This window comes from Cryobacterium levicorallinum, assembly GCF_004402405.1.
In the GTDB taxonomy this organism is placed as follows: domain Bacteria; phylum Actinomycetota; class Actinomycetes; order Actinomycetales; family Microbacteriaceae; genus Cryobacterium; species Cryobacterium levicorallinum.
In genome coordinates this window covers 43,578-67,419 of sequence record NZ_SOFE01000028.1, presented here as the reverse complement: position 1 = coordinate 67,419, position 23,842 = coordinate 43,578, and the positions used below count along the sequence as shown (strand labels likewise).

The window sequence follows — 23,842 nt, the reverse complement described above, 5'->3', positions numbered from 1 at the left end:
AGACGAGTTCTTCGACTTGTTTGACGCTGAGGGGGCCGTTGATGCCGTCGATCCAGCCGGCGCCGCGCCCGGCGAGGAGGTCGTCGATGTGGATGTGCACCAGCACCGTCGGTGCCGCGCCGCCCATCGTCGGGGTTCCCGGCTGTCGAGCGGCCGCCTCGAACACCGCGCGGAGGATCCCGTCCTGCTTCTCACCAATCGAGCGGATGTCGCCGGGTTCCTGCGGGCAAGGACTGAGCACCTGGCCGTCCCTTGCTCCAGCCTGCTCGGCGCGGCCTGCGTGCCGGCCGTGCTGGCTGTCGGCCTGATCGGCGGTCATCGCCGCTGCCGTCTTCGCCACGGACTCATCAAAGTACTCGGAACGACGCAGCACATCCGTCGTCGACAGCACCCGGGCCCCATCAACAACCCGACCCACACCCTCCAACGCAAGCAACATGCTCAAGGACTCGTCATCACCGAGCAGCCCGAACGACACCCCACCCAACGCCGCCAACAACGCCTCCCGCGCCTGCTCCACCGCCACAATCACAGGGTTCACACTGACCTCGCTCGGGTTTTCCATGAACATGGGCGCCATTGCCTCCTCCCCATGATTCTACCCCAAACCGAACACAAAAGCGAGAGAAACTCAGGTAAATTTCTACACGAATTTCGGTGCCACAGCGAATTGGCGGAGCTTCCCCCGCGCTGGAAGGCCCTGAATCACGTTCAATTGAAAGGTTCGTGCCCTCGGAGGCGTTGCGGTGACGCGAAAGACAAATAAAAATAACTATCGAAACTCTGTCACCATTTTAAGCAGGGCGGATTCGGGCGATTGGAATGGCGTCCCGATCCACAAACAGCGTGCGCGGGCATGCCGGGCCCATATTGCGAACGCGCTCCCAGCTGTTTGACAGGCCAGGACCAAGAACAGTGCGCGCCGGCGCAGCCCGACGGCTGGCGCAGAAGACTGTAGGGGCACCGGCGCAACGCAGCCGCAACGCGGCCGCAACGGGAACCGCAACCGCCGGCAAAGTGGCCGCGCAGGCGCAGGAGTGCCCCGGACGCGCAGGCCCAGGCGGAGCCCTCCAGCTTCGGCGTTACGCGGCCAGGGGAGTGAGCTCCACACTCCAGCGGATGGCGCGGACGCCGGCCCGGGTGCCGTGCGGCTCGCCGCCGTGGCCGCACAGGCGGCGGCACTCCACGAGGTCCGCGGCTGGGGTGATGTGCGGGTCGCGGCAGGAGCTGTCGTAGCCGGTGTAGTCGATTTCAAGCAAGAGTTCGTCGTCGGTCATGGTTGTGGTTCCACTTCAGCGGGGCATCTCGTCGGAGCTGCCGGGCGAATGCACCTACCGGAGCAGGCGTTTGCCTCGAATTGATCGTGCGCGAATTGGTGGCACGCGATCAGGATCGAAACCCGATGTCACTCTCCGGCGATGCTGACGGAGCTGGTCTATGCGTACGAGGCTAGGTCGCCCGGGTACGGATTGTCTGCAAGAAGGCGAAAATGTTTCAGTTCGTTACCTGATGGAAATGCCTCTTGCCCATTTCGGGTAGCGGGTAACGATTTGCGCGCGCCAGCGTTGGTCCCAGTATGACTATTCCGCTGTCCATTCTTGACCTCGCTCCGATTGCCCCTGGGGAGACCGCTCGAGAGAGCTTTGCGGCGAGTGTCGCGCTGGCCCAGACCGCCGAAAAACACGGGTATGCGCGCGTCTGGTATGCGGAGCACCACAATATGCCGACGATCGGATCGTCGGCGACCAGCATTCTGATCGGCCACGTTGCTGGGCAGACCAGCACCATTCGGCTCGGATCCGGCGGCGTCATGCTGCCCAACCACTCGCCGCTCGTGATCGCCGAGCAGTACGGCACTCTCGCCGAGCTCTACCCCGATCGCATCGACCTGGGCCTTGGACGGGCGCCCGGCAGCGACCAGACCACCGCTCGGGCGATGCGACGCGATCCGCGTGCCTCCGACCAGTTTCCCCAGGACGTCATGGAACTGCAGGCTTACCTGCGCGGCCAGTCGATCGTGCCCGGTGTGCAGGCGGTTCCCGGAGCCGGCACCAACGTTCCGCTGTACATTCTCGGCTCCTCGCTGTTCGGCGCCGGTCTCGCCGCCGCACTCGGCTTGCCCTACGCCTTCGCCTCGCACTTCGCGCCCGACGCGCTTCACGAGGCCATCGCGCTCTACCGCCGCGACTTCAGGCCCTCGGAGCAGCTCGCCGCCCCGCACCTCATTATTGCCGCCAACGTGATCGCGGCCGATGAGAAAGCGGATGCTGTGGCGCAGTTTGACACGACCCGTCGCATCCGGGTGCGCGGCATGCTCTCCCGCGGACCGGCCACGCCCGAGTACAGCGACGACCAGATCGACGTCTTCCTGACCACCCCGGAGGGCCGGAACATCGCCAACATGATGCGCTACTCGGCCGTCGGAACGGCGGACGAGGTGCGCGCCTACCTCAAGGAATTCGCCGAGGGAACCGGGGCCGATGAGCTCATTCTGGCCCACCAGTCGCCGCTGATCGAGGAACGCCTGCGGTCGGTCGAGCTGACCGCCGATGCGATGAATCTTGTCGCGGCCTAGATTGGCCTGATGACTCCGGACGCGCTCGTCGACCTGTGTCTGAGCCTGCCTCAGGCTGTTGAGACCTTTCCGTTCGGCGAGGAGACGAGCGTGTTCAAAACCAGCGGCAACGGCAAGATTTTTGCCCTTGCTGCCCTGGCCGGCGACCCGCTGACGGTCTCACTAAAGTGTGATCCGGAGGAAAGCCGCGCACTGCGTGAGGAGTTTCCCGCGTGGATCACGCCGGGGTATCACCTCAATTAGAAGCACTGGATCACGATTGTGCTCGATGGCCATGTGCCCCGCGAGCTCGTCGAGGAGCTGCTGCGGGATAGCCACGCTCTCGTACGGCCGAGAGTTCCCCGGGCGCAGCAACGTCCCAACGTTGACGAGATATGAGTTACAGGCCGTTGAAATCAGGTCGAGACTCACGGGTCGGCGAACGGATGCCGCCAAATCACACCTCGGCGAGCGGTTCGCCCAGTGGGTCGGCCGCGCCGAGGTCGGCCAGCGCCATGCCGCCGACCGGGAGGCCGGCCCAAGACAGCAGGGTCCAACCGTCCTCTGGCGAGCCGGTGAGCTCGACCACACCGGTGTTATCGAGCTCGTTCTCACTGGCGAAAGTGGGCGACACGTTCTGGGCACGCGCGGCCGTCCACACCCGAATCGCCGCGCCGTGGCTGAACACCGCCGCCACTTCCGAGCGCCCCGCCGCCCCAGCAATGTCTACGTCGAACCGACGCAGGAAATCGTGGCCGTCGTGAGCACCCGGCATCCGCTTATCAAGATCGCCGGAACCCCAGGCCACCGCGGTCTCCAGATAGGCACGAACGGATGCCCGATCATGCAGACCCTCGAGCGCCCCGGCTTCGATCTCGTGCAAACCCCCGGCGACCTGCAGCTCTAGACCGCGTTCGGCGGCGAGCGGATGCGCCGTTAGCTGGGTGCGCAGGAGCGTTGATACGAAGATGGCGTCGATCGGGTCGGAGCGCAGGGCATCGGGAATCGCAGCGGCCTGGCGCAGACCGAGATCGGTCAGGCCCGGACCGGGATGCGCGGTGTCGAGCCGCCCGAGAACGTTGCCGGGAGTCTGGCCGTGACGGATCAAAAGAAGTCGCATGGTCCCTCCAGCATAAGCATCGAGCCTGAATGGCGAGCGGTTCGCGGCGCGGGCACGCAGCCGACAGTGGCAGCATGGGACACACACCCACGACCGGTCAAACAGGAAGCAGCCCCATGACGATCATCAAAATCAACGCCATCACCGTGCCGAGCGATGGCGGCGACGAGCTCGCCCAGCGCTTCGCCGCCCGCGCCGGTGCCGTCGACGACCGCCCCGGTTTTGAGGGCTTCGAACTGCTCAAGCCGACCGACGACCGCCTGACCTGGCTCGTCGTGACCCGCTGGGCCGACGAAGAATCCTTTCAGGCCTGGCTCACCTCGCCGTCCTTCGCGCACGGGCACCGCAGCGAGACGCCGAAAGACGGCGAGCCGGCCGCGCGCCCGGTCGGTGTGAGCAGTGAGCTGTGGTCCTACGCCATCGCCGGTGGAACCGGGCGCTGACGATGTCTGGCGGCACGGCAGAAGCGGTCGCGCACCTCGGATAGTGCCTTAGATATCCGTGGCGATTTCGAACTTGGTCAGCAGGGGCGGGCCGGCCAGGACTGCTCCGAGGGGTGATTTTCCTGGCCCGGCTCGAAAGGTGCGGTAGGCGGCGTCGTGCTCCAGTGACGCCCACTTCTCCACGAGTACGAAGTGGGTGGGGTCTTCGGTATCGACGAGGACATCCACGCCAAGACATCCAGTGAAGGCTCTGGTAACGATGAGAGTCTCGTGCAGGATGTCAGGAGCGTCAGCGAGAGACTCGGTTTTCACATGGATGTCGAGAAAAGCAGTGATGGGCACGAAAAGCTCCTTGCGGTTGAGGATGGGACCACTATGCGTGATCTATTGAATCCGGAGGTGGATCGGGAGTGTCGCTTTCGAGCAGCTCGGTGATCGACCGGAGGGTTTCGGGGGAGACATCGCCGAGCATCCGGGCAGCGAAGCTCACCACGCGCGCAACGCGCAGGCTCTTCACGAAGGCGAGTTGAGCGTCGACCCGTTCGGGCAGGTCGCCATCGGAACCGAGCATGTACTCCGGAGGGATGCGGAAGAACTTGGCAATGCCGGTGAGCAATGCCGGATCGGTGACGAGCGGTCCTTCGCCGGTGATCATGTACGCCCAGCGAGCTCGCGACAGGGTCAGGCCGCGTTCCTTGAGCCCCGCTTCGATTTGGCGATAGGTGTACGGAGTATTTCCTTCAGCGACGACGACGTCAAGCAGCAAATTGAGTTTGCGCGCCAATTCCAGCTGGGGGCTCACCTCGTCGGAATTTGGGGTAGCGGTCATCGCGGCGTTCCGACGACGGGGGTGTGATTGGCCGGCGACGGGGCCTGCGTGCGCACCTCGGCCAGGTCGATCAGGCCCTGTTCGGCCGGACTGACGGCCTGCTCGGGGTGAAGTAGCAAGCTGTCCCGAATCTCGACGTGCCGCCGGTACAGGTGCGCACCTGGCACACGCACGATGAGTAGCTGAAGCGGTGACAGCTCTCGTTCGATGCTGAGCTCGGGAGTGTCGGCCAGGAGGCGTTGCCACAACGGTGTGATGCGCCATAAAAGCACACGGTCGCGGAAGTTTCTCCCGCTCGAGGTCAACCCGTCGACGGTGGCGGTCAGTCCCAGGCCGATGACGAGGCTGATCGGCGAGAGGAGCAGGCTCAGACTGTACGCGATTCGGCCCCAACCGACCAGAAGGTAGTCTGCGTACAGCACGGCCAGGATGGCGCTGGTCAGGCTGATGAGGGCGTACGTGAGGACTCCCAGGCAAGCAAGGAGCACGAGACTCAGTGAGATCCGGGTCACCAGGCGTCGCTGCCGCAGCAAGTCCCGAATGCACGCGATACCGAACGACACCGCAAAGATGCCCATCGCGATCCAGGTCGTGGCCGCGTAGGCGGTGAAATCCCAGCGCGGTATGAAGGATGCTGCGATGTCGTCGGTGACCCGCCAGTCGCTTCCAAAAAACAGAACGGCCTGAACGAGCACGATCGCCGTGGTGATCAGCACAGTCGCTCGCTGACGAGCCCGCGTCAGTCCGCGCAGAGACATAGCCTCCTGCACGATGACATCGAGCAGTGCGATGGCCACGATGGTGAGGGCGTGGAAGATGAAATAAGTCACGTTGCCGCCGCCGAGAAGCGCGTCAACCGGCCGGTACACCGGCTGCGGCATCAGCGTCATCGTCAGTGCAAAGACCGCCAGAAATAGCAGTAGCGGCCGACGTCGTCCGCGAATGGCCGACGGGAGGCAGACCGCGGCGGCGATCCAAAATATGGCCGACAGTGTGAAGAGAATTGTTTGCACTAGAGAACTCGTCCGAATCCGGTGGGGGTGCCCTGGACAGCTTCGGGTGCGTCCTGCAGCATGATGAGGGCCAAACGATCTCCGATGGCTTCGGCCAGGGCCTCCTGCTCATCGGTGAACTGGCTCCGCGACAGCGCGTAGGCGATCGCGTCGATCGGAATCAGGGGTGCCAGCAGCGCAATTCGTTCCGCAGGAATGAGTTCTTTCTCGTGATCGAGAATCATGTGACCGAACTCGTGGTTGAGGAATTGCTGGCGGTGCACCGGGGAGGTGGTCGGTGCATGGTGGATGCGCTCAAAACTCTCCCCGGCCACGGCGATCCACAGCCCGCAGAGCCCCGACTCCAGCATGCGGGGGGTCGCGCTCTGCACCACGATCTTTTTTCCACGCACCGATTCCATGTGCCGGTGCAGCAATTCAGCCGTCAGTGGGCGGGGCAGACCGAGGTCGGACACCATCGTGTGTGCCCGTTTCTGCCGTGCTTCGTAGCTCATACGATGCCCCCTATTAGCCCATTAGCCTACCCCGCAGCGGGATCGGCCACCGCAAGTATGCACCGGCGCCCATATTGGGCTACGATAGACATGTCTAACGTGGGTTCTCGGGGGAGGATCGGCCAGGGCATCGCTCGATAATGGTGGCAACGCGGGGGCTCCAGTACCGGTTCTGCACACGGTACGACCACCATTCATCGAGCGGCCCCTGGCTCCACGTGGATGTTGAGTCCTAAAATCGGGCAGACTCATCGGGCCGGGGCCCGCACACTAAGATTCGTTACGCCTCCTCGTCGGAGTGCCGATGCCCGCCGTTAAGCTGAGCCAATGAGCACTGAGCGAACGACTGCCGCCGAAATACTTGTCGAAGCGGCGCGCCCGGCTCGATCCCAGGCCCTGTTGGATGCCGTGACGAACTCCGTGGTGATCGCGGACGGCGCGATGGGCACCATGCTGCAGGAGCACAATCCCACTCTCGAGGACTACCAGCAGTTGGAGGGCTGCAACGAGATCCTCAACGTGAGCCGCCCCGATATCATCGCGGCCATCCACGACGTCTACCTCGCGACCGGCATCGACGCCATCGAGACCAACACCTTCGGCGCGAACTGGTCCAACCTCTCCGACTACGGCATTGAGGACCGCATTGAAGAGCTCGCCAGGCTCGGCGCGGAGATCGCCCGCACCAGCGCCGAAAATTTCGAAGCCCGCGACGGCCGGGTGCGCTGGGTGCTCGGCTCGATGGGCCCCGGCACCAAACTGCCCAGCCTCGGCCACACCACCTACGCCAACCTCAAGGCCACCTTCGCCGAGCAGGCGCTCGGGTTGATCCGCGGTGGCGCCGACGCGTTTTTGATCGAAACCTCGCAGGATCTGCTGCAGACCAAGAGCGCGGTGAACGGATGCAAGCAGGCCATTACCGAGACCGGCATCCGCTTGCCGATTTTCGTCGAGGTGACGGTGGAGACCACCGGAACCATGCTGATGGGCAGCGAGATCGGCGCAGCCCTGACGGCGCTCGAACCCCTCGGCATCGACGCGATCGGCCTGAACTGCGCCACCGGACCGACCGAGATGAGCGAGCACCTGCGCCACCTTTCCAAATTCTCCCGCGTTCCCGTCATCTGTATGCCGAACGCCGGCCTGCCGCAGCTGACCAAGACCGGCGCGAGCTACCCGCTCACCCCTGACCAGCTCGCCACGGCACACGAACAATTCGTGAAGGAATTCGGGCTGGGGCTGGTGGGCGGATGCTGCGGTACGACTCCCGCACACATGACCGGCGTGGTCGAACGGTTGCGTGGTGTCACCGTTAAACCGCGAACGCTCGAAGCGGATGCCGGCGTCGCAAGCTTGTACCAGCACGTGAGCTTCGACCAGGACAGCGCCTTCCTCGCCATCGGCGAGCGCACTAACGCCAACGGCTCGCGCGCGTTCCGCGATGCAATGCTCGCCGAGAACTGGGACGACTGCGTCGACATCGCCCGCAGCCAGGTGCGGGACGGCGCCCACCTGCTCGACGTGTGCATCGACTACGTCGGCCGCGACGGCGTCGCCGACATGAAACAGGTCGTCTCCCGGCTGGCCAGCGCCTCGACCCTGCCGCTCGTGGTGGACTCGACCGAACCGGCCGTGCTGCAGGCCGGCATGGAACTCATCGGCGGCCGCCCGGTGGTGAACTCGGTCAACTTCGAAGACGGCGAGGGGCCGACCTCCCGGTTCGGCCGCATCATGCCGCTCGTGAAGGAGCACGGCGCCGCCGTGATCGCCCTCACCATCGATGAAGAAGGGCAGGCCCGCACCGCCGAACACAAGGTGCGCATCGCCACCCGGCTGGTCGAGACCCTCGTGAACGTGTGGGGTATGCGGGTCGAGGACATCATCGTCGACGCCCTCACCTTTCCGATCGCGACCGGCCAGGAGGAAACCCGCCGCGACGGCATCGAAACTATCGAGGCGATCCGCCAGATCAAGGCGAAATACCCCGGCATCCACACGACGCTCGGCGTGTCGAACGTGTCGTTCGGACTCAACCCGGCCGCCCGGTCGGTGCTCAACTCGGTGTTTTTGCACGAAGCCACCGAGGCCGGCCTCGACTCCGCCATCGTCAACTCCGCCAAGATCGTGCCGCTCGCCTCGGTGCCCGATGACCGCCGAAAGGTGGCCATGGACCTGGTCTGGGACCGCCGCGAATACGACGCCGAAGGCACCCTCACCTATGACCCTCTGGTGGCCCTGCTCGACCTGTTCGCCGGCGTCGACTCCGCCGCATTGAAGGACGAACGTGCCGCCGAACTGGCGGCCCTGCCGGTGGGCGAACGGCTGGAGCGCCGCATTATCGACGGCGAGGCCAAGGGCCTTGAAGCCGACCTCGACCTTGCCCGGGCGGGGGGGCTGAGCGCTCTCGACATCGTCAACGTGCACCTGCTCGTGGGCATGCAGGTCGTCGGCGCCCGCTTCGGCAGCGGCGAAATGCAACTGCCGTTCGTACTGCAATCCGCCGAGGTCATGAAAGCCGCCGTCGCACTGCTCGAGCCGCATATGGAGAAATCCGAAGCCGCCGGCAAGGGCACGATCGTGCTCGGCACCGTGCGCGGCGACGTGCACGACATCGGCAAGAACCTCGTCGACATCATCCTCACTAACAACGGCTACGACGTGATCAACATCGGCATCAAACAGCCGATTGCTGAGTTCATTCGGGTGGCTGAAGAACACAACGCCGACGTGATTGGCATGAGCGGGCTGCTCGTGAAATCCACGGTGGTGATGAAAGAGAACCTGCTCGAACTCGAATCGCGCGGCCTCGCTGACAAGTGGCCGATCCTGCTCGGTGGCGCCGCACTCACCCGCTCCTACGTGGAGGACGACCTTGACAGCGTCTTCGCCGGGCAGGTGCGCTACGCCCGCGACGCGTTTGAGGGCCTCGCCCTGATGGAACCCCTCGTGGCCATCGCCCGCGGTGCCGACCCCAAATCGGTCGGCCTGCCGCCGCTCAAGAAACGCATCCACAAGAAGAGTCTGCTCACCTTGACCGAACCCGAGGAGATGCCCGCTCGGTCCGAGGTCGCGAGCGACAACCCGATCCCGGTGCCGCCGTTCTGGGGCACCCGCATCGTCAAGGGCGTGGCCCTAGCCGACTTTTCGGCCTTCCTCGACGAACGCGCCACGTTCATGGGGCAGTGGGGGCTCAAGCCCAGCCGGGCCGAAGATGGCGCGAGCTACCAGGAACTGGTCGATACCGTCGGTCGGCCGCGCCTGCGTTACTGGCTCGACCGCATCCTGGGCGAGGGCATGCTCGATGCCTCCGTCGCCTACGGCTACTTTCCGGTGGTTGCCGACGGCGACGACCTGGTCGTGCTGCACCACGGCGACGACCCGACCGGCCTGGTCGGCCAGGCTGGACTGCTCGCGCCCGACGGCGGTTCCGACGGCTTGCTCGGCACCGACCGCCTGCGCTTCAACTTTCCCCGGCAGCGCCGTGACAAACACCTGTGCCTGGCCGACTTCGTGCGCGGTCGCGCGTCTGGCCAAACGGATGTCGTCGCCCTCCAGCTGGTCACCGCCGGCGCGAACGTGGACTCAGTGACGGCCCAAATGTTCGCCGCGAACCAGTACCGCGATTACATGGAACTCAACGGGCTTACCATGCAGCTGACCGAGGCGCTGACCGAATACTGGCACTCGCGCATCCGCTCGGAATTCGGTGTAGGCGGCGAAGATCCCGCCGATATCGCCGGCATGTTCAAGCTCGAGTATCGCGGTGCCCGGTTCTCGCTCGGCTACCCGGCCTGCCCCGAGATGGAGGATCGCCGCAAGGTGGTCGAGCTGCTTAGACCCGAGCGGATGGGCGTGGTCTTGTCGGAGGAGCTGCAGCTGCACCCCGAGCAGTCGACCGACGCGTTCGTGTTCCACCACCCGGAGGCGAAGTACTTCTCGGTATAGTGCCTCGAGCCGAACGGGAGGTGCGGCGGTGAGCGGGTGCTCGGGGCAGCGGTCGTGGTACGGCCGGACTGAGTTGAGCGGGACCTGCGCCGAAGCGCGGGAGCTACGCCATTGCGCGGGTGTTCGCTGCAGAGCCTCGTCGGCTGCGGGGCCGAGACGCGCGGGATTTACGCCGATGCGCGGGAGATCCGGCAGTGGGGTGGCTTCGGGGGCTCGCGCCACGCGGGAGCTGCGCCAGTGCGCGGGACTTGTAGCCTGGCCAGAACTACTCCCGCGCAGCGCGAAACGGATGCCTTCGAGCCAGAGAACGAGTCAGCGGGGGCCCAGGCGCGCGCGGCGCAGGGCAGCGAGAACGGCCGGGCCCACCAGGGAGATGCCGACCACAGTGGTGATGGCCCGCACGGTGTCCCAGGTGAGGGTTGACGTGACCAGGGAGTACAACGCGAACGAGGCGAGGTTCTGCCCGGCGTCGGCCCCGGCCGTGTAGGAGATGCCGGTACCGCTACCGACGGCGAACGGCCAGAACCAGAGGTTCATCATGAGGCCGAACAGGTACGACGAGACGACGCCGTAGACGGCCAGCAGCACGATTTCGAGGCTCCCACGCCAGCGCGTCCCTGTCGTGAGCCGCGATTGCGCGTTCAGCCTGGGGAGGTGCCAGCGCTGCGTGGGCTCGCCATACGCGGGTTGGCTTGGCGCTTGTGCGGTCGACGCCGGTTGGGTCCTGGGTGCGGTCGGGGTCGCTTTCGGCCAGTGCGGCAGCAGCCCTGCGCCGGCGCCGACCCAGCCGCAGGCGAACATCTGGAACGGGGTCCAGGGCCCGAAGCCGCCCCAGAGCAGGGAAGACACCGCGATGGTGAGCAGTCCGAGCAGAAAACCGAACCGCGCGCCGTAGACCCGTCCGGCCAGAATCAGCAGCACGAACACGGCCTCAACCCCGCCCATGCCGGCACCGGCGATTCGCACCGCGGCACCGACCGCCGCGAGCACACCGAGCAGCGCCACTGTTTTCGCCGTGTACATTTCCCGGTCGAGGGTGAGCGTGAGGGCCACGATGAGCGCCGGAATGAGCGCGAACGCCACGATCGGCACGGCGACCTGCGCGTCGGCCGGCACCGCCGCGACGAAGAACGGCCAGGCGAAGGCTGCGGCGGCGAGAACGCTGCCGCTGCCCAGAATCCACGACGTCCAGCGGATGCGCCGGCGCGCGCTCACAATGACCGTCACGAGTGCACCTCGATAGGGACTTCGAGCCGGCCGGCTTCCATGCGCAGGATTCGGGTGGCGAGACCCCGCGCGAAGTCGTCGTCGTGGGTCGCGAAAATAACCGCAGCGCTGTGGCTCGCGGCCTTGAGCAAAGCGTCGCTCACCAGGGCACGCGACGTGAGGTCGAGGCCGCGAGTGGGTTCGTCGATGAGCAGCAGGGCGGGCCGGGCCGCGAGTTGAATGGCTATCACGAGGCAGAGGCGTTCGCCGGAAGAGAGGTCGCGTGGGTGGCGCTGCAGCAGGTGCGCGGCATCCGCGACGCCATCGAAACCCAGCAGCTGCGCAAATGTCTGTGCCGTATCGGCGCCAGCCAGAGTGCGGTTAGCCCGCCGACACTCCTCGGCCACGGTGATCGCAAACAGTAGGTCATCGAAGTTCTCGGGCACCAGCGCCACGGCCTGCCGACGGGTTCGCCGCTTGAGGGAGTGCACGTCATGGCCGGCAACGGTGACGGTGTCGGCAGCCGTCGGCAACGCCATCGCCCGCAACAGGCTACTTTTACCGGCGCCGTTGCTACCCCGAAGCGCGATCAGCTCGCCGGCCTGCACCTTGAAGGACACGTCGTCGACGACCAGACTCGTTCGGTGTCGAACGCTCAGCCGGCGGATGCTTGCCAACAGCACAGCAGGCACGGTTCCGAAATCTCGCGGCGCGACCGGCGTCGGCGTAAGAGTCTCGGCGGTCGACAGCGCCTGCATCTCACCGGCGGAGACCTCGTGCAGCTGGCTGCCTCGAATCTGGAGCCAGGCATCCGCTATCGAAGCGAACTCCTTCGTGTTGTGTTCGGCGATGACGACGCAGACGTCGGCCTCGTGGGCGAGCTGGCCAAGCACGGTGCAGACCCGATCTCGGGCGGCTCTATCGAGGTCGGCAAGCGGCTCGTCGACGAGCAACAGGATGGGGTGATTCACGATGGCCGCCGCGATTGCGACGAGGCTGGCCTCGCCCGCTGAGAGCCGCTCGATCGGTCGGTCGACCAAGTGTTCGATTTTCAGCCGAGCGGCGACCTGGAGAATGCGGGCGTGCACGATGGACGGGGTGACGTTGCGCACAGCCAGGGCGAAGCCGATCTCGTCGTGCACGGTTTCCGCCGTGAAGCCGAGCCGAACGTTTTGCGCTATGAGTCCGACGAAACCGGCCGTGTCACGCGGGGGAGTCGAGGCCCGATCGGCACCGCCAATGTTGACGGTGCCGGTCTGAACGCCGTCGTAGAAGTGCTGGAACAGCCCGCTCATGCTGTGCAGCAGGCTGGTTTTGCCTGACCCGGTCGCGCCGACGATAACGGTGAGAGTGCCGGGCTTGAGGGTAACGTTGAGCTCGTCGAGGTGCCAGCCCGTCTTGTCAGGCGCAGCACCGAAGTTCAATCTGACATCCCGGAGCACCACCGGTTCCTCGCACACGCCGGTTACGACGCGGGTCGCCGCGAATCCGCGGGTTTCCATCGACGCGGCCAGCGCGAGCGCGCGCTCGATTGTCTGCTCGAAGATGGGCACGAGCAGCGACGCGATCGATCGTTCTCCGCGCAGGGAGCGGGCAACCCGCACGTGGCGCACGGATTCCAGCAGTGCCGGAAAGGTCGCCCAGGCGATGACGAGCGAACGAGAGATGGCGCGCAGCGGGCCGCGACCGGCACCGCGCGCAAACAGGGATTGCACATTGATGACCGCGTTCAGCAGGCCGAAGAACACGATGATGGCGGCAACCGGCAGTGCGCTGAGCGCGGCATTGCCGAGACCGACCAAGGTGATCGGGCCCAACAGCGTGATGTGGCTGAACGGCCCGTCGAGTCGGAGCCGGGGAAGCTCCAGGAGCACCGGGCCGGTGCCAGCGCCTGCGCCGCCGAAGACCACGCGGTAGACGACCCGCAGCAGCACGAAGCCCACCGCGAGCACGATTGCCGCGAGAAGCGGGGCCAGGCGCAGGCGAAACACTAGCTGCCGGGCGTCGGCGTTTCAGTGCCGGTCGTGTAGACGAGTCCCACTGACTGGCCGGGTTCGACCTCGAGCGTGCCGATGCCCTCCTGGGCGTACTCCCATTCGGCGTCGGGAGTGGCCTTCACCCAGAGCGCCCAGTAGGCGTAAGCCGGTGGCATCGAGGCGCAGCTCTCGGTGAAGGATTCCTGGCCCTCGACCACGACGGTTTCGTCGGCGGCCGGGCGGTCGTTGACGCGGCAGACGATGGCGTCGCCGTATTCGACGCTGCCCTCGGTCGTGGTGCCCGTCGTTGCGAGGGTCTCGCTCGCAGGGATGGCCTTGGTCGCGTCGACGCACTCGGTGATCGTGGCGGCGTCAAGCAGACCGAAGTCCACGACGACGGCGACGCCGGCGCAGTCGGCCGAGGAAGCTTCAGCGGTCGCGGCAGGTGAGGCCGACGAGCCGGAATCAGCGGGAGCGCATCCGCTCAGTGCAGCGAGCAGAACGAGCGCGCCCAATGCAACTGAGGTGCGGGCAGCCGTGCTGCGGAAGCCCGTGTTGCGGGAGAAAATGGGCGCAGAAAAAATTGTTGCGTTGAGGTTCATTGGTTCAGATTACCTAGCGTTTAGAGGATGCCGGCGACTCGGTCGAGCCCCCCGCGGAGATCGAGCAGAAGGTCGTCGAGCGCTTCGATTCCGACTGACAGGCGCAGCATTCCGGCGGTGATGCCGAGGCGGGCGTTGAGGTCGGGGGCAAAGGAGGCGTGGGTGGTGGTCAGCGGATGCAGCACCATCGAGCGGGTGTCGCCGATACCGGTCATGCGGCTGAACACCCGCAGGCCGTTCGTGAAGGCGCGGGCACCCTCGATGCCGCCCCTGACCGTGACGGCGAAGACCGAGCCGGTGCGCCCGTTGTAGTACTGCTGCGCAATGTCGTGCAGGGGGCTGCTCGGCAGGCCGGCGTAGTCGACGACCTCGACCTCCGGCTGCTCTTCGAGCCAGTGCGCGATGGCACGGGAGTTGTCGACGTGGCGTTCCATGCGCAGCGACAGGGTTTCGATGCCCTGGTGCAGCAGAAACCCGTTGAACGGGGAGAGCGCCGGGCCGACGTCGTTGACCACGGCCTCGCGCACATACTGGGCGAAGGCGGCCGGGCCGAACCGGTCGAGCAGCGACGGCAGGCCGGGACGTAGCGAGTCGGTGAGCAGCGGGTAGCGGCGGGAACTCGCCGCCCAGTCGAAGGTACCGCCATCGACGATCGCGCCGGACACACCGGCGCCGTGGCCGCTGAGAAACTTGGTGGTCGAGTGCACGACAATGTCGGCGCCGTGCTCGAACGGGCGAATCAGGTACGGCGTGGCCACGGTGTTGTCGACGACGAGGGGGATGCCGTGGCGGCGGGCGACGGCGGCAATGCGGGCGATATCCACGACGTCGTTGCGCGGGTTGGGGATCGTTTCGGTGAAAATCGCCTTGGTCTCCGGGCGAATGACCGCGTCCCAGGCTTCGTCGGAGTCGGTGTCCCAAACGTAGTCGACCTCGATGCCCATGCGGCGAAAGCTGCGACCGAGCAGAATGCGGGTACCGCCGTAAATGCTCGCGGTCGACACGATGTGTTCGCCCGCTTCCGCCAAGGCGAACAGGGCGGCGCTGATCGCGGCCTGCCCGCTCGACACGGCGACACAGGCGGTGCCGCCCTCGAGCGAGGCGAGGCGCTGCTCGGCGACCGCGTTGGTGGGGTTGCCCTGCCGGGAGTAAATGGGTTCGCGGGAGCCACCGTTGAACCGGGCGGCGCCGTCGTCGAAGGAGTCGAAGACGTAGCCGGCGCTCAGGGTGAGCGGCGGAATGCGTGCGCCGCAGTTTTCGTCGGCGTATTCGCCGACGTGCACCTGGCGGGTGTCGAAGCTGAAGCCGTCCCAGTTGGTAATCGGGTCCACGACCTCACGAGCGTCAGAGTTTAGCGGTGACGACGTGAGTGAAGCGGATACTGGTGCTGGCGTAGCCATGGAACTTCCTGTTGCGTCGGTGTGGGTCGGGAGCGGGGCATCCGTTTGTGTAGAGGTGGTCATCAGGCCGCAGCCTCGGCCGACACTCGGGCGACGAGCGCCGCGATGCGGACGACGGCCTCGCGCAGAGTGTCGGGGGAGCAGGCCAGGTTGAGGCGGGCGAAGCCCTGACCGCCGAGGCCGAAGGACTCACCGCTGTTGAGGGCGACGCGGGCATCGTCGAGAATGCGCTGGTACGGATTGTCCCCGAGACCGACGTGGCGAAGATCCATCCAGGCAAGATAGCTGGCGCGCGGCCGGTGATAGATCACGGCGGGCAGGTGTTCGCGGAGTAGGGAATCCAGGAGAGCATCGTTGCTGACAATTTGGTCGATGGCAGTGTCGAGCCAGTCGGTACAACCGAACGCGGCGATATTCGCGTGCAGGCCGAGAATGCTGGTGCGACAGGCAACTTCCTCGGGCAGGCGGCCCAACAGCTCGTTGGTCGCATCATCGGCCGCGACCATGATGGCGCACTTGAGCCCGGCAATGTTCCAGCCCTTGCTCGCCGAGGTCACGGTCACCGCGCGCGCGCCGGCGGCCACGGCCAGCGGGGCGAACGGAGTGAAGATGGCGCCGGGGTAGGTGAGCGGGGCGTGGATCTCGTCGGAGATCACGAAGACGTCATAGTGGGCCGCGAGCCGTGCGAGCTCCTCGAGTGTGGCCCGCGCCCACACGATGCCGTGCGGGTTGTGCGGGTTGCACAGGAGGAAGGCATCGACGCCGGAAGCGAAACTGCGCTCCAGCGCCGCGAAGTCGAACAGCCAGGTGTCACCGTGCTCGATCAGGGGGGTCTCCACGACGTTACCGAGGGCCTCCTCCACCAGTTCGTAGAACGGCGGGTAGACCGGCGGGGTGATCGCGACGCGGCCGCCAACCGGCACGGCCAGGCGCAGGGCCTCGACGATGCCGACACTGACGTCCGTGGCGAGATGTACGTGGCTCGGGTCTACGTTCCAGCCCCAGCGGTTCAGGGCGAACGCGGCGAAGGCCGGAGCAAGCGGCCCAGGGCCGTCAAGGTAGCCGGTGTCGGAAGCCTGTACGCGCTCCACCAGGGTCGCGACGATCTCTGGTGCCAGGGGATAATCCATCTCGGCAACGAACAAGGGAAGTACGTCGGCGGGAAACCGAGTCCACTTGATGCTGCTGCGCTCGCGCCGGATATGCTCCAGCGGTGCGGCCTTGATGACTGACATGACCACAGCATGTTCCTGCCGCCCCGAATTAGCGAACAGGTCCGTAAATATTCGACACATGAGAGCGGATGCCGCCGGTGTCCGCTCGCAGCGGCCAAGGGTGTTGTCACCCCTGATTAACGTCCGGGGTAGGCGATAGGAACCGACATGTCAAGCGCTCCGTAAGCCAACGGCTGACGGGACGTTTCTGTATGGCCAGACTGCGAGGATTCGCCGCGTCGGGATTGCGCGTCGGCTGACCTTCTGGTTCCCACCGACGGATGGACGGGTCGTAGTGGCCCTGTTCGCGGGCGAGAAGGCATCAACGGGAGACATGTTCTACGACGGTGTCGAATCACTCATGAACGGCTTTGGTAGCCGTAGCGCTGGGCCATCTTCTCGGCGAGCAGCTGCGCTGCTTCCACCGCGGTCAGTGCCAGGCTCTCGCTTTCGTCAACGCCGAGTTCGCGGAGCGCCCGAACGAGATACAGCGGTAATGGCTCCCTCTGGGTCACGGTTTCGGGTGCCCCGCGGTCCGGCAACTTCTTGTCACGAACACAGGCCCAGAACGCGTCAGCGTCAACGGTGAGTTGGGTTCGCAGGATGTGGGTCCACATCCCGGCAGAGTACGTCGACCGGTCGACGGGCCTGGAGATTCGTGTTCGGAGGATTTGCCCGTCCCAGAGCGCCAACTCATAGGTGCGGTGATGCCTGACAGGCTGTCCTGATGTGCCGCGTACGAGCTGCCACTTCTCCGCCACGCAGAAATCGTCGTGGTCCTCGCGGGTCGTGGCCGGGTGCTTACTCACCGCCGCGCTCAAGCCATTCGAGGAGCTGCTCGTCGGTTGAAAGTTTGATGAGCTGCACAAGTGCCCAGTTGTCGGCGTGATTCGGAGCACGCTCCAGCCGGTCGTCCCAGTCTTCGGCGTACTCACGAAGCGACAGGGCGAGGTCAGCGAGCGCGCCGTCAACATTCGTACCCTCTGACACGAAGGGGCGACCTTCCATCAACGCAATGGTGCGGTCATCTTCCCGAGTGACGCGAACGCGCGGCGATACAGTGCGAGAGAAGTATGTACGGAGCCGATCCACAGGCAAGACCGCAGAGAGCTGACCATCGCGCTGCACGGTGACGGTTCGCCCGCGCGCGGTTGCATCGAACACCTCCTTGAGATGTGAGCGCACGTCTGTAAAGGTCCTGTAATCGGCGACAAGTGGCATTTCGACCTTTCTGCGCAGGTGAACCCGCGCGCACATGCGAGCGTACGTTGAGTACGTCATGTACATGTTATCTCGGTGTCACCTCCTCTGGCCACCTCGGCACTTGATGCACAGGGCCGACGCCGTCCGCTCGGCAGCACGACGGGCGCCCACGGTTCGAGTTAGGTCACCATCAACAATGACGAGCTCTGGCGGAACAGCGAGGCTTCTCAGGTGATCGGCTACCTGGACCAACCGATTAGGCGCTTCGAGGTCTTCCATCGCGGTGCGGATCTGACATGTGCGCAATGACCACCATCTGCCACCGCGTTTCACCATGCACTTCACATCGCGCGAGTTGATCGCCACTAGCTGAAAACGGGCATCGTGGTGGCCCGTAACTCTTTCGGGGGGAGCGGTTTGGATTCAAAAATCCGTAATATGAGTATTTGTCACTTCGCTCTAACTTTGAAACGTCCTAGCGCTGATGGCTGGATTGCTTGGTTCCCGCGCGACCGCGCGGGTGAGAACCCTAAAACGACGGAGCACTCCATCTCAATGTTGAATCCTGATTTAGTTACCCGATCCGCACACCGCCACCAGATCGCCTTCCGGTGACTTTCAATCCCCCCTCTGAGTCGCGTTTTGCGGCGGCCAGCCGGTTTATGACGGCGCAGACCTGGTGGATTGCCAGCGAATTGGTTCGCCGGCATCCGCATCTACTCATGACGCGCGTCACAGCTGAAGACGACGGACCAGTAGTTCTGCTCCACGACGAACAAGATGGCATGCGCATTCAGTTCGATTTGGAACGCGGCATCAGATTTGTGGTTTTGGGTGAGGCCGTCAACATGGGGTGGCGACGCATTGTGAACTCGGATAGTTCGCACGAGATCGTGAAGATGATCGAGTTCGCCACGGGTCTTCAGGCACCCCGAGTCACGCCGAATACCACGCATCGTGCCCTCGTATACAGGCTGATCAGTAGCTTCCTGACGTCGGTTGTGAACGACCCGAATGAGTGGAACGTCGTGCCGGCGACCATGTCCACTGACGGCACCAACGATCAGAGCGCCGGGCAGTTTCTGCTCTTGTTTCCGTCAACGCGAGCGGCTGTCGCGGCTTACACCGCGCAGACCCATACCCAGGTGGTCAGATGTCAGCGACCACGGCCTGCGTGCTGGGAAAATTCCAGCCCTGACCACTCCAGCCTGCCGTTGACTGCCGCGTCACTTTCTGCGAGTAGACCTTTACATGCGAAGGGGCCAAGCCACCCACCGACAGTTCTTGGAGGTCATTATCTCGTCGTGCGGGTTCTCGTCCACGTCTGGGGTGACCGGGTGAACAGGTAACGAAAAGCTTGCAGGCTCGCCGCGTAACGACAGGGTCCGGCATCGTGGGTGGGGGCCCTGTCGGGCGTGCTACTTGGCGAGGAACGCGAGTACGTGCCGGTTCCATTCGTCCTTGTGGGAAACGGTGAGACCGTGGGGGGCGTCTTCGATCAATACGAGTACGCTGCCGGAGATGGCCTCGTGCGTGCGCTTGCCGCTGACCTCGAACGGCACGATGATGTCAGAGTCGCCGTGAATCACCAGGGTCGGGATGGTAATTTTCGTCAGGTCATCGCGAAAGTCCGTCGTCGCGAAGGCGGTGGTGCAATCGAGCGTGCCCTTCGGTGAAGCCATCTGGGCGATATCGAGGTTGTACGCAATCTGTTCGGAACTGACCTTCGGCTTGTTGACCAAGGACGGTTTACCCGCCGTGAAGAACATCGTCAGGAACTCGTTCAGGAATGCCGGCCGGTCGCCGGTCAAACCGTCGTGGAACCACTGGGCCAGGTCGGCGTCGACACCGCCGTCAGGGTTGTCCTCAGATTTCCAGAGGTACGGCGGCACCGCGCTGGCGAAGACGAGTTTCGCGATGCGGTCGGTGCCGTAGGTACTGACGTAGCGGGCGAGCTCGCCGCCGCCCATCGAGAATCCGATGAGCGTAACATCCCGCAGGTCCAGGGTATCAAGAACGGTCTTCAGGTCGGCAGCGAACGTGTCGTAGTCGTACCCGTTCCAGGGCTGTGACGACTGGCCGAACCCGCGACGGTCGTAGGTAATCACCCGGTAGCCGGCGTCGACCAGGGCGGGGACCTGACCCTCCCAGGATCTGCCGCTGAGGGGCCAACCATGAATAAGTACGACGGGCTTTCCTGCACCGACGTCGTCGTAATGCAATTCAACGCTCGGATCGTTCTGACCGGTGACGGTGATGAAAGGCATGTTCGCTCCTTGCAATCGGAATGGTTCCTTGGAGGTAATCGGGATGGTTGTTTCGAGGTAACCGGTGTTCGCTGGGAGACGGCTGTAGGCGGCACCATCGGTCGGGCTCGTCCCCCCACATTCGACAGAACTGACCGGGACTGAGGAGGAAGATCGTGCAACCTGCCAAAGCACTGACATTCGACTTTGACGCGCCACCCGCTACGAGTTAAGAGCCACACTGAACCGCATGACGAGCATGACCCGGGCCGCGCTGGTAAGCGGAGCATTTGTAGAACTAGCTGACGCACTGGTCGGCGAATATGACGTGCTCGATCTCCTGCACACCCTGGTCGACCAATGCGTGGTGTTACTTGACGCCACCGCAGCTGGCATCCTCCTAGCGGACCACAACGGCAATCTGCAAGTTGTCGCCTCCACGAGTGAAGAAAGCCAGATCGTTGAAGTTTTGCAACGTGAAGCCGGAGCAGGTCCCTGCATCGACGCGTATCGGTCAGGAAAGGTCGTCACGCTCAGCGATATCGCCACCAACGGGGATCTCTACCCCACTTTTCAGGCCGCGGCATTGTCCCAGGGCTTCCAATCCGTTCACGCCATTCCGATGCGTTTTCGTCCCCACACCATCGGGGCGCTTAATCTGTTTCGAACGAAGAAAGGCGTGTTGAATGATGAAGACGCGACAATTGGTCAGGCCCTAGCCGACGTCGCGACGATCAGCCTTCTCTATGAACGCACGGCTCGAGAGAATGCAACGGTAAACGAACAGCTACAGCGTGCCCTCAATAGCAGAGTGTTCATCGAGCAGGCCAAGGGAGTCATCGCTGAACGAAACGGCATCAATATGGATCAAGCTTTCCAGCGGCTGCGCGAGCACGCCCGTTCGCGTCAGGAGCCGATGCACACAAGCGCCGCAGACGTGATCAGCAGCCGCGTCATGATCTAGGTCGGGTGTCCCGATTCACGCACTGCGTGAGCCATGCATTCCTAGAGGTACTGGCTAGAGTTCCGACCTGGACTGGTCCTCCCGACCCTGCCGAGCAGACCACGAAACCACCGAGCGCGGGACTAATGCAGCCGTGGACTGGACCGTCTGTGCTCGACCAAGCCGACACCGGGTCCCCGTCACCGTCGGTAATACGCCCGAGATGACGTTCACCGATCAAGGTCACAGGGAAAGAAGCGTGCCCGGCCAGGCCGTCCCGAGCGTCCCAATACACACAGCAAGGCCCACACTGACCGCGACTAAACTAGTGACTTCGGTTTAAGGGGTGCGTGCGTGATCGACCAGGAGCTTGTTCGGGAACAGAACTATGTCCAGTCGCTGTATGAGCGGTTGGATGCACTAGCGGAAGAGGCCGAACATCAGCTGATCGAGGTGCGCCGCCTCGACGTGGGCGGTAACCACCAGTCCCGCAGCGAACGCGATACCTTCGCCCGCCTGTACGAGGATCGCATCGTGCAATTGCGCGAGGTCGACGACCGGCTTGCATTCGGTCGGCTCGAGACCATGCCGGACGACTCCGGCGACTCGGTCTACCGCTACATCGGCCGGGTCGGGCTGCGCGACGAAGACCACAAGCCCCTGCTGCTGGACTGGAGGGTGCCGCAGGCCAGCGCCTTCTATCAGGCCACGGCCGCCACACCGCTCGGTGCCCGGGTCCGCCGTCACCTGCTGTCCAAGGGGCGCAGCATCATTCGCATCGAGGACGAAATTCTCGATGCCGCCCTGCTCGCCGAGCCGGATGCGACCACGCATCAGGGCGAGGGGGCCCTGCTCGCGGCCCTCACCGCGCAGCGCACCGGGCACATGTCCGACATCGTCTCGACCATTCAGGCGGAGCAGGACCGCATTATCCGCTCGGAGCTGGCCGGAATTCTCGTCGTGCAGGGCGGCCCTGGAACCGGCAAGACCGCCGTCGCTCTGCACCGCGCCGCCTACCTGCTGTACACGCACCGGGATCGCCTGCGCGACAGCGGTGTGCTCATCATCGGCCCGTCACGCGCGTTTCTGCAGTACATCGAGGCCGTGCTGCCGTCGCTCGGCGAGACCGGGGTCGTGCTCGCCTCGGTCGGTCAGTTGTTTCCCAACGTCGAAGCGACCGAAGAGGATGCCCCGGCCGTTGCCGCTCTCAAAGGCCAAGCCTTCATGGCAGACCTCATTGCCCGGGCCGTGCAGTCCCGGCAGCGCACCCCGGCCGCCGCGCAGGTGCTCGTCGTCAACGGCGACCGCATCGTGCTGCAGCCGGAGCTGGTCGCCCAGGCGATCGCGCGCGCTCGCGGCACCGGCAAGACCCACAACGAGGCCAGGGTCACGTTCGTGAAGACGGCCATCAACGCGCTGTCCAGGGTGTGGCTCGAGCATCTGCAGCAGCAGGGCCGGTCGATGGACGATACCGACCTGCCGATGCTGCGCGAAGATCTGCGCCTGGCCGATGACGTGCGCGTAGCGCTGAACACCGCCTGGCTGCCGCTGACCCCGCAGAAACTGCTGCAAGATCTGTATGCGCGGCCGCAGTGGCTGGAGGAGCTGACTCCGCGCTGGCGTTTTGCCCAGCGCAAGCTGCTGGCCCGCGCGCGCGACGCCGAGTTCACGATCGCCGACATTCCGCTGCTCGATGAGGCGGCCGAACTGCTCGGCGAGTACAACGCGGTCGACCAGGCGAAGAAGCGCGCGCTCAAGGAACAGCGTAAGCGTGACGTGGAGAACGCCGAAACGGCCATTGAAAACATGCGGGTGAAGGGGCTGGTCAACGCCAAAGACCTCGCCGCTCGTGCCGGCGAACTCGATGAGCGGGCCACGACCAGTGAGCGTGCCGCGCGGGACCGCAGCTGGACCTACGGCCACGTCGTCATCGACGAAGCGCAGGAACTCTCCCCGATGCAGTGGCGGCTCGTGTTGCGGCGTGGTCCGCGCAGGTCGTTCACGATCGTCGGCGACATCGCGCAGGCGGCGAGCGCTGCGGCATCCGCTAGCTGGAAGGAGGCGCTGCAGCCGGTACTCGAGGGCTCGCCGGAGGCCGACCGCTGGCGGCTCGAAGAGCTCACCGTGAACTATCGCACGCCGAGCCAGATCGCTACAGCGGCCGAAACCGTCGCGATCTCGCACGGCTTGTCGATCACGCCCTCCCGCACGGTTCGGTCCAGCGAGTGGCCGGTCGAGACGGTGGCGGATGCCGCGTCGGCGGTTCGTCGGGACCGGGCGCTCGGCGCTGGCGGCACCCTGGCCGTGATCGTCGTCGATGCCGGTCTCGCCGAGCTCGAAACAACGTTGCGGGCCGAATTCGGCGACCTGCTCGGCGTCGGTGCGCTCGGTTTGAGCCGGGAGATTGCGCTGCTCACCCCGCAGGACGCGAAGGGGCTGGAGTTTGACGCTGTTATCGTTGTCGACCCGGCGGCGATTCTTGCGGCCTCGGAGCGTGGCGCTGGGGCGCTCTACGTCGCGATGACCCGGGCCACGCAGCGGCTGTACCTGGTGGGCGACGCGCCGCTCGGTGATGCGCTCGGCTGACGTCGCTGTTGACGCCGTCGTCAATGCGGATGCCGAGCTGCCCTGATCGAGAAAGTGTCTTCCCAGGG

21 protein-coding genes and 1 pseudogene are annotated in these 23,842 nt (G+C 64.8%); 7 read left to right on the top strand and 15 right to left on the bottom strand.

The annotated features are described in order from the left end of the window. Positions 1-580 (bottom strand): annotated as a pseudogene (locus tag E3O11_RS16005) (hypothetical protein); the annotation flags it as partial. Between the two features lie 502 nt (positions 581-1,082). Continuing rightward, entirely contained in the window at positions 1,083-1,277 is a 195-nt protein-coding gene (locus E3O11_RS16000; protein ID WP_092452225.1) for a hypothetical protein, read from the bottom strand. Positions 1,278-1,576: 299 nt separating this feature from the next. Between E3O11_RS16000 and E3O11_RS15995 the strand changes: the two genes are divergently transcribed. Further along, positions 1,577-2,575, top strand: coding sequence for an LLM class flavin-dependent oxidoreductase (locus E3O11_RS15995; protein WP_092452223.1), 999 nt, complete (start codon positions 1,577-1,579; stop codon positions 2,573-2,575). 9 nt (positions 2,576-2,584) lie between these two features. Next, positions 2,585-2,818, top strand: coding sequence for an MmcQ/YjbR family DNA-binding protein (locus E3O11_RS18350; RefSeq protein ID WP_211477686.1), 234 nt, complete (start codon positions 2,585-2,587; stop codon positions 2,816-2,818). Positions 2,819-3,011: 193 nt separating this feature from the next. Here E3O11_RS18350 and E3O11_RS15985 read toward each other — a convergent pair whose 3' ends face one another. Further along, positions 3,012-3,674 (bottom strand): histidine phosphatase family protein, encoded by a 663-nt coding sequence (locus tag E3O11_RS15985; RefSeq protein WP_092452221.1) that lies wholly within the window; start codon positions 3,672-3,674, stop codon positions 3,012-3,014. A 116-nt stretch (positions 3,675-3,790) separates the two neighbouring features. Here E3O11_RS15985 and E3O11_RS15980 point away from each other — a divergent pair, with 116 nt between their 5' ends. Beyond that, positions 3,791-4,117, top strand: a complete 327-nt coding sequence (locus E3O11_RS15980) for an antibiotic biosynthesis monooxygenase family protein (RefSeq protein ID WP_092452218.1) — start codon at positions 3,791-3,793, stop codon at positions 4,115-4,117. A 48-nt stretch (positions 4,118-4,165) separates the two neighbouring features. Here the strand turns inward: E3O11_RS15980 and E3O11_RS15975 are convergent, their stop codons facing one another. The 4 genes from E3O11_RS15975 to E3O11_RS15960 are packed head-to-tail and all read right to left on the bottom strand — an operon-like array spanning position 4,166 to position 6,453. Beyond that, positions 4,166-4,459: a putative quinol monooxygenase gene (locus E3O11_RS15975; protein WP_092452215.1), complete on the bottom strand. Its 294-nt coding sequence runs from the start codon at positions 4,457-4,459 to the stop codon at positions 4,166-4,168. A 31-nt stretch (positions 4,460-4,490) separates the two neighbouring features. Continuing rightward, positions 4,491-4,946: a hypothetical protein gene (locus tag E3O11_RS15970; protein WP_092452212.1), complete on the bottom strand. Its 456-nt coding sequence runs from the start codon at positions 4,944-4,946 to the stop codon at positions 4,491-4,493. Next, positions 4,943-5,959 carry a DUF6545 domain-containing protein gene (locus E3O11_RS15965; protein ID WP_092452210.1) on the bottom strand — a complete coding sequence of 339 codons (1,017 nt, stop codon included), beginning with the start codon at positions 5,957-5,959 and terminating at the stop codon, positions 4,943-4,945. The genes E3O11_RS15970 and E3O11_RS15965 overlap by 4 nt, the downstream gene beginning before the upstream one ends. Next, a complete protein-coding gene (locus E3O11_RS15960; RefSeq protein WP_134495636.1) occupies positions 5,959-6,453 on the bottom strand; it encodes a hypothetical protein in 495 nt (164 codons plus the stop codon). The genes E3O11_RS15965 and E3O11_RS15960 overlap by 1 nt, the downstream gene beginning before the upstream one ends. Positions 6,454-6,780: 327 nt before the next feature. Between E3O11_RS15960 and metH the strand changes: the two genes are divergently transcribed. Next, entirely contained in the window at positions 6,781-10,398 is a 3,618-nt protein-coding gene (gene metH / locus E3O11_RS15955; RefSeq protein WP_092452204.1) for a methionine synthase, read from the top strand. Between the two features lie 312 nt (positions 10,399-10,710). Here the strand turns inward: metH and E3O11_RS15950 are convergent, their stop codons facing one another. The 7 genes from E3O11_RS15950 to E3O11_RS15920 form a co-directional block, all read right to left on the bottom strand. Further along, on the bottom strand, positions 10,711-11,625 hold the full coding sequence (locus E3O11_RS15950; protein WP_092452201.1) for an ECF transporter S component: 915 nt from the start codon (positions 11,623-11,625) through the stop codon (positions 10,711-10,713). Continuing rightward, positions 11,622-13,595: an ATP-binding cassette domain-containing protein gene (locus E3O11_RS15945; protein WP_092452198.1), complete on the bottom strand. Its 1,974-nt coding sequence runs from the start codon at positions 13,593-13,595 to the stop codon at positions 11,622-11,624. The genes E3O11_RS15950 and E3O11_RS15945 overlap by 4 nt, the downstream gene beginning before the upstream one ends. Then, positions 13,595-14,182: a hypothetical protein gene (locus tag E3O11_RS15940; RefSeq protein WP_092452195.1), complete on the bottom strand. Its 588-nt coding sequence runs from the start codon at positions 14,180-14,182 to the stop codon at positions 13,595-13,597. The genes E3O11_RS15945 and E3O11_RS15940 overlap by 1 nt, the downstream gene beginning before the upstream one ends. Positions 14,183-14,202: 20 nt before the next feature. Then, positions 14,203-15,645 carry an O-acetylhomoserine aminocarboxypropyltransferase/cysteine synthase family protein gene (locus tag E3O11_RS15935; protein ID WP_233194957.1) on the bottom strand — a complete coding sequence of 481 codons (1,443 nt, stop codon included), beginning with the start codon at positions 15,643-15,645 and terminating at the stop codon, positions 14,203-14,205. Then, positions 15,645-16,817 carry a MalY/PatB family protein gene (locus E3O11_RS15930; RefSeq protein WP_092452234.1) on the bottom strand — a complete coding sequence of 391 codons (1,173 nt, stop codon included), beginning with the start codon at positions 16,815-16,817 and terminating at the stop codon, positions 15,645-15,647. The genes E3O11_RS15935 and E3O11_RS15930 overlap by 1 nt, the downstream gene beginning before the upstream one ends. 338 nt (positions 16,818-17,155) lie before the next feature. Beyond that, on the bottom strand, positions 17,156-17,413 hold the full coding sequence (locus tag E3O11_RS18345; RefSeq protein WP_233194954.1) for a hypothetical protein: 258 nt from the start codon (positions 17,411-17,413) through the stop codon (positions 17,156-17,158). A 184-nt stretch (positions 17,414-17,597) separates the two neighbouring features. Beyond that, positions 17,598-18,017: a hypothetical protein gene (locus E3O11_RS15920; RefSeq protein WP_092452186.1), complete on the bottom strand. Its 420-nt coding sequence runs from the start codon at positions 18,015-18,017 to the stop codon at positions 17,598-17,600. Between the two features lie 593 nt (positions 18,018-18,610). Between E3O11_RS15920 and E3O11_RS15915 the strand changes: the two genes are divergently transcribed. Continuing rightward, entirely contained in the window at positions 18,611-19,348 is a 738-nt protein-coding gene (locus E3O11_RS15915; RefSeq protein ID WP_134495634.1) for a TY-Chap2 family putative peptide chaperone, read from the top strand. 69 nt (positions 19,349-19,417) lie between these two features. Here the strand turns inward: E3O11_RS15915 and E3O11_RS15910 are convergent, their stop codons facing one another. Further along, positions 19,418-20,266, bottom strand: a complete 849-nt coding sequence (locus E3O11_RS15910) for an alpha/beta fold hydrolase (RefSeq protein ID WP_092452181.1) — start codon at positions 20,264-20,266, stop codon at positions 19,418-19,420. A gap of 229 nt (positions 20,267-20,495) precedes the next feature. On the opposite strand from E3O11_RS15910, the gene E3O11_RS15905 reads away from it, so the two are divergent. Both E3O11_RS15905 and E3O11_RS15900 read left to right on the top strand, forming a co-directional pair. Beyond that, complete coding sequence (locus E3O11_RS15905) at positions 20,496-21,209, top strand: GAF and ANTAR domain-containing protein (RefSeq protein WP_092452178.1); 714 nt, start codon at positions 20,496-20,498, stop codon at positions 21,207-21,209. A gap of 333 nt (positions 21,210-21,542) precedes the next feature. Next, positions 21,543-23,774 (top strand): HelD family protein, encoded by a 2,232-nt coding sequence (locus tag E3O11_RS15900; protein WP_092452175.1) that lies wholly within the window; start codon positions 21,543-21,545, stop codon positions 23,772-23,774. The last annotated feature ends 68 nt before the right edge of the window (positions 23,775-23,842 follow it).

Bases quoted from the DNA above. Each gene is read 5' to 3' on its own strand.
- E3O11_RS15935 (WP_233194957.1), bottom strand. From the start codon at position 15,645: ATGACCACCTCTACACAAACGGATGCCCCGCTCCCGACCCACACCGAC.
- E3O11_RS15905 (WP_092452178.1), top strand. From the start codon at position 20,496: ATGACGAGCATGACCCGGGCCGCGCTGGTAAGCGGAGCATTTGTAGAA.
- metH (WP_092452204.1), top strand. From the start codon at position 6,781: ATGAGCACTGAGCGAACGACTGCCGCCGAAATACTTGTCGAAGCGGCG.
- E3O11_RS15995 (WP_092452223.1), top strand. From the start codon at position 1,577: ATGACTATTCCGCTGTCCATTCTTGACCTCGCTCCGATTGCCCCTGGG.
- E3O11_RS15985 (WP_092452221.1), bottom strand. From the start codon at position 3,674: ATGCGACTTCTTTTGATCCGTCACGGCCAGACTCCCGGCAACGTTCTC.
- E3O11_RS15960 (WP_134495636.1), bottom strand. From the start codon at position 6,453: ATGAGCTACGAAGCACGGCAGAAACGGGCACACACGATGGTGTCCGAC.
- E3O11_RS15940 (WP_092452195.1), bottom strand. From the start codon at position 14,182: ATGAACCTCAACGCAACAATTTTTTCTGCGCCCATTTTCTCCCGCAAC.
- E3O11_RS18345 (WP_233194954.1), bottom strand. From the start codon at position 17,413: ATGTGGACCCACATCCTGCGAACCCAACTCACCGTTGACGCTGACGCG.
- E3O11_RS15970 (WP_092452212.1), bottom strand. From the start codon at position 4,946: ATGACCGCTACCCCAAATTCCGACGAGGTGAGCCCCCAGCTGGAATTG.
- E3O11_RS15980 (WP_092452218.1), top strand. From the start codon at position 3,791: ATGACGATCATCAAAATCAACGCCATCACCGTGCCGAGCGATGGCGGC.
- E3O11_RS15930 (WP_092452234.1), bottom strand. From the start codon at position 16,817: ATGTCAGTCATCAAGGCCGCACCGCTGGAGCATATCCGGCGCGAGCGC.
- E3O11_RS18350 (WP_211477686.1), top strand. From the start codon at position 2,585: ATGACTCCGGACGCGCTCGTCGACCTGTGTCTGAGCCTGCCTCAGGCT.
- E3O11_RS15910 (WP_092452181.1), bottom strand. From the start codon at position 20,266: ATGCCTTTCATCACCGTCACCGGTCAGAACGATCCGAGCGTTGAATTG.
- E3O11_RS15920 (WP_092452186.1), bottom strand. From the start codon at position 18,017: ATGCCACTTGTCGCCGATTACAGGACCTTTACAGACGTGCGCTCACAT.
- E3O11_RS16000 (WP_092452225.1), bottom strand. From the start codon at position 1,277: ATGACCGACGACGAACTCTTGCTTGAAATCGACTACACCGGCTACGAC.